This window comes from Coprococcus sp. OM06-34AC, assembly GCF_003462545.1.
GTDB classification, from domain to species: domain Bacteria; phylum Bacillota; class Clostridia; order Lachnospirales; family Lachnospiraceae; genus Coprococcus; species Coprococcus aceti.
This window is the reverse complement of sequence record NZ_QTZF01000015.1, coordinates 1-3,220: the sequence shown is the minus strand read 5'-3', so window position 1 is coordinate 3,220 and position 3,220 is coordinate 1. Positions and strand designations below refer to the sequence as shown.

Genomic DNA, 3,220 nt, shown 5'->3' with positions numbered 1-3,220 from the left:
TTCTCCATCGACCTTTATGAGTCCTCTTCCCTTTAGATTTTCCGGTTCAAGCTGTGAAACTTTTTTACTCTTAAAATAAGCGAGGCTCGTCTGATTATCTTTTGCTGAAATAATTCCATATACCATCACTCTCACCACCAATCTGTAACAGATGATTTCTTGTTACAAAAAATATAAAAATATCTGAATCTTACAGAATGGAAGTTCCATAAATTAATCCATGCCAGAGAAAACAGTTGCAATATCAGTTGTGACAAAAATGGAGTATGAATTTTATCAGTCGACAACTTATTTTAAAAAAAAGCTTTAAAAGTCAGTGATAACAGGAAATTTCAAAATAAAATGGATACGTATAATTATTTCGTGACTTTTTGTCACTGATTTTCTGTCACTCTTGAAATCGGCAGTTCCATTAAAAGTTCCTTATAATATTTTGTAGAATCTCAAGTGGAATTTATTTCAGATAAAATCATAACGAATTAAGATTAGGTCATTTCAAAGAAATTCAGATTAAAACGATTGCAGTTGATATGAAATCAACTGTGAGATGATACCCCATTGGCACTGGATACATACAGATAGCAAGGTCTCTCGCTGTCAGCCTACATTGAAACGATACCTGTGAATATCAAAATATATGACCACAACAAAAATACCCATCTGTACAAGCATCCTAACATGCGATACAAATAGGTATTAGCAAACTTTTCATCTCGCAAGATGGTAATATTTCTAAGCATCTGTCTCAGCCAAATTTCTTTACGAACAAAGACAGACACTTTCACAGCTAAGAAATCCCTTAATCTGTCGATATCGGCAAAAATACGGGCAAAACAGCAATTATACGTATGCACCTGTGAATCTTCAAAGGCTGAAATTTATCTGACTGTTTTTGACATACCATCAATACCCGCAACAGACATCCCCCTGTGCTGTGCCATATGGCTGGGTAGCAACAGCATATGCAAAGATGCCAATCTTACTAATCCTGTCTCTGTTTCCAAGGATAACAACTTATATGCGTTTTATGAATACACCAATACTGATTAAATTTCTTATCCTAGGTCTTAAAATTATTCAAGATATCAGAATAAGGCATTTTCTTAACAATTAGTCGGATTGTCTTGATTTTGGCATATACTTTCATAAAAATATACTGTTGTAGATACCAGCCAAACTTGTAACGAAATCTTTTGTTATAATTTTATATCAATTGCTGAAAATGGCTATTTCACAGTATTTATGAGTATTTTAGCAAACAATAGTTCTGTGAAAGAATGAAATCTGTCTGCTTGCAATAAAGTCAGTAAAATCAATGATTTACCGTACCTTAGAAATAAATTGTCGGACAAATCCTTTTGTATACCTGGGGGCAAATTTCGCCATAAGGTGTCCTTTCCCCTTTAGGTAAATGACAAAAAGCTATTATTAATTTCTGCATTTCATTCACTTCGTGAACAGGCAGAAATTAAAATAGCTTTTTGAGTTAGGGGTTTTGGAGTCCTAAAGTATAACCATAATTAATTTTATATATTTTATTCAACTACATCTTCACCATATACACCATCATTTTGATATTGCAAAATAAGATTATACATTTCTTCAACATCTAATTGGCATAACTCCGCCTCTTCATTTGTAATTTCAATTCTTTTTTTCTTTATCATATGCGCTCCTGCATCATACTGAAGATAATATTGCCCTTTGTTTTCCAGTAGACTAATACCCTCATCTTCTATAATTAACTTCATTTTAAAGCACCTCTATTCAAATAAATGTTTATATGTATATGTTCCTTCTTTCGCCGGATTAATAACTGCTTCTTTTATTCCACCACTTGTATAGCCGCCTGGTTCCCAGTATTCCGGCCATGCACCTAATTCATTGCCAGATGGAAGTCTTAAACTAGATGTGTCCTGAATTGTCACTATAACAGGATTACTTCCTAAATATCCTTTGTCTAATCCCAAAACACTTTCTATTTTAGCCACATCCCCATCTGCGTTTCGAATTATTTCACTTAGTTCATCCCCAGACATTACAAATGTACCACCTTTACCACCAATTGTTCCTGATGGCTCACTTGGCATTATTTTTACCGCACCACTTTTCTTGAATGAATTTAGATGATTATTAATATATTCCTCACTCAAATAAGTTTCTGGTAATGGTTTCTGTCCCTTTGGTGTGCCTTTTATTTTTTCTACTTGTTCAAGTGACAATCCCTCTTCTCTAAGTTTACTCCACGATGAATATTGCTTTCCATCCTCAAATGACATAATAGCTTTTTGAGTTAGGGACTTTGAAGTCCTAAAGTATAGACATAATTAAATTTAATTTTATAAATATTACATATTTTCTATAGCATCACTGATTCTATCATTTAGATATTCAATAAAATTTTTATAATTAATCTTGTACTTTTTATCTCCTTGTGACCACATCATAACGGCTCCAGTTTTTACATCAATACAATAAATCCATTCGTCACAATTTTCTATTACAATCTTATCGTCATTCAACCCATATGACCTGAATTCTAGTGTCTTTTCCACAAATATCATTTTGCCATTTTTACCTACACCCAATGTTTCAATGCCATCCAGTCCACCATGCCCATAATTTTTCAAAAACCAAACATACTGCTCTGGAATTTTTAAATTTAATATTTTTTCTGCATCATATAAATCTTTATCATCTACATTAGGATGTGTAAAATCACCTTTTTCTTCATATTGACTTATAATCTTAACAATTTTATCATACATATTTTATTTTCCTCCTACGATTTGCTCTGCTCTCCATTTCCAATATGAACGTCTAAAATTATTATATTGCTTATTCAATATTGGATTATTTCTAAAACTTGCTCCATCTTCGATAAGACCATGCAACTGTGAATAATATTCTTGATGTGTAATCTCTCGAATCTCAACCATTGGTCCTGCTTCTTTTTGCAAAATATGATGTAGTTGAATAGCATTACCATCTGTCCCTATAGGAGGCTTGCCAGCCTGCATACGTTCTAAGTTTGTTAGTCCTGTTGTCTCATCAAAATACTCAAAATCTATATCATTCCTTTGATATACCTTTCTACTTACATCTCTAACTTCTCCATTAACTTTAACTGTGCCTTCATATTCTACTGAAGTGTAAATTACAGAACCACTTCCACCCTCACAAGTAATACTTCTTTCAGACTCCACCCGTCCTTTGCTAG

4 protein-coding genes are annotated in these 3,220 nt (G+C 33.1%); all 4 read right to left on the bottom strand.

The window, feature by feature from the left end:
- Positions 1-1,535: 1,535 nt before the first annotated feature.
- Positions 1,536-1,751 carry a hypothetical protein gene (locus DXB91_RS13940; RefSeq protein ID WP_055147993.1) on the bottom strand — a complete coding sequence of 72 codons (216 nt, stop codon included), beginning with the start codon at positions 1,749-1,751 and terminating at the stop codon, positions 1,536-1,538.
- A 12-nt stretch (positions 1,752-1,763) separates the two neighbouring features.
- Positions 1,764-2,279 (bottom strand): hypothetical protein, encoded by a 516-nt coding sequence (locus DXB91_RS13935; protein WP_015533325.1) that lies wholly within the window; start codon positions 2,277-2,279, stop codon positions 1,764-1,766.
- A 69-nt stretch (positions 2,280-2,348) separates the two neighbouring features.
- Entirely contained in the window at positions 2,349-2,768 is a 420-nt protein-coding gene (locus tag DXB91_RS13930; RefSeq protein ID WP_015533326.1) for an SMI1/KNR4 family protein, read from the bottom strand.
- Between the two features lie 3 nt (positions 2,769-2,771).
- A partial coding sequence (locus tag DXB91_RS13925) for an HNH/ENDO VII family nuclease (RefSeq protein ID WP_207661326.1) occupies positions 2,772-3,220 on the bottom strand: 449 nt, incomplete at its 5' end.